At 64.6% G+C, this 1,747-nt stretch carries 2 protein-coding genes; both read left to right on the forward strand.

Annotated features, from left to right (window positions below; all coding sequences use genetic code 11):
* Positions 1-232: LGFP repeat-containing protein (locus SFU54_RS00470; protein WP_413466529.1), on the forward strand; the 232-nt coding region annotated here is incomplete at its 5' end.
* A 156-nt stretch (positions 233-388) separates the two neighbouring features.
* Complete coding sequence (locus SFU54_RS00475; protein ID WP_319014363.1) at positions 389-1,567, forward strand: acyl-CoA dehydrogenase family protein; 1,179 nt, start codon at positions 389-391, stop codon at positions 1,565-1,567.
* The last annotated feature ends 180 nt before the right edge of the window (positions 1,568-1,747 follow it).

The following is a 1,747-nucleotide window of genomic DNA, read 5'->3' on the forward strand; positions in this document are numbered from 1 at the left end:
GAACCTGCAGAACTTCCAACGAGGCATGGTGCTGTCGTCGACGACCACGGGAACCTTCGCGGTGCTCAACGGCCCCATCCGCAACACGTGGGGATCGTTCGGCGGATCCGGTGGTTCACTCGGATGGCCCATCGGCGATCAGTCGACGGTAGCGGACACCGTACGGCAGAGTTTTCAACGCGGAACGATCATTGTCCCCCTCTCCGGAGGAACCCCATCCGTTGTCTTCTAGGCCATCGGGAATCGTGGCAATGTGTCACGAAGACAATGCACGTGACCCAGAGAGTCGTTAGCAAGCGACAAGACCACCTGCGCGTCAACGCTGCGGAATGTGTGTGGAGAGACAAGAGGCTGCCGCGCTTGCGTAATGCCGCATACCCTGGCGGCCATGAACTTTCCCACGCTCATCAGCGACTTCTATGGCTTTGAGGCACTGCTCGCCGACCACGAGAAAGACGCGGTCGTGCGCCTGCGCACGTTTCTCGAGACCGAGGTAAAGCCTGTCGTCAACGACTACTGGGATCGCGCCGAGTTTCCGCGACAGATTCTGCCCGGCCTGCACGCGCAGCAAGTGTTCGGCAACCTGTGGGAAGAGACGAAGGCGGGTGACTACAGCGCCGTCTACGGCGGCTGGACCGCACTCGAGCTCGCTCGCGTCGACGCGAGCGTCGCTACCTACGTGGGCGTGCAGAACGGCCTCGCCATGGGGTCGATTGGCGTCGCGGGGTCGCCCGAGCAGCGCGCTGAGTGGCTGCCCAAGCTCAAGACCGGTGAAGTCATCGGCGCCTTCGGCCTGACCGAACCGCTCTCGGGGAGCGACTCGGCTCAGGGCCTGCGCACGACGGCCACGCGCGACGGCGACGAGTGGGTACTCAACGGCAGCAAGCGCTGGATCGGCAACGCTACCTGGAGCGACATCACCGTCATCTGGGCAAAGAGCACCGAAGACGGCCAGGTCAAGGGATTCATCGTTCCAACGAGCACTCCCGGCTACACGGCCACGAAGATCGAACGCAAGCAAGCACTGCGCATCGTGCAGAACGCCGACATCACGCTCGAGAACGTGCGGGTACCCGAATCGCACCGCTTGCAAAACGGCAACTCGTTCCGTGACACGGCGGCAGTACTGCGCCTGACGCGCGCCGAAGTGGCGTGGGCCGCGGTCGGCACCGCGATCGGCGCTTACGAAGCCGCGGTCGCCTACGCGACGAGCCGCGAGCAGTTCGGCAAGCCCATTGCTAACCACCAGCTCGTGCAAGACCTGCTCAGCCGCAGCCTCGGCAACATCACCGCGAGCATCGCTCTGTGCACACGCGTCTCGCAAATGCTCGACGATGGCGTGCAGCGCGACGAGCACGCCTCGCTCGCAAAGGCCTTCGCGACCACCGCGATGCGCGAGACCGTTGGCTTGTGTCGTGAACTGCTCGGGGGCAACGGCATCGTGCTCGACTTCGACGTGGCGAGATTCCACGCCGATGCCGAGGCGCTCTACAGCTACGAGGGCACGCGCGAGATGAACTCGCTCATCGTCGGCCGTGCGATCACCGGGGTCGGCGCGTTCGTCTGATCGCGGCCCTCGCTACAGTGGCGGCATGACCGACGCCAGCCTGAGCGCCTCCGCCAAGGACGTTGCGACCGTCACCCCCGACGGGCGCACGCACGCCACCACCAGTAAAGTAGTCAAGGATCGCACGACCCCGCATCACGTCGAGCACCGCGTCACCGTGGTCGAGAGGTACGAGGGGGT

The sequence above is a fragment of the Microcella sp. genome, assembly GCF_033763155.1.
GTDB lineage: Bacteria > Actinomycetota > Actinomycetes > Actinomycetales > Microbacteriaceae > Microcella.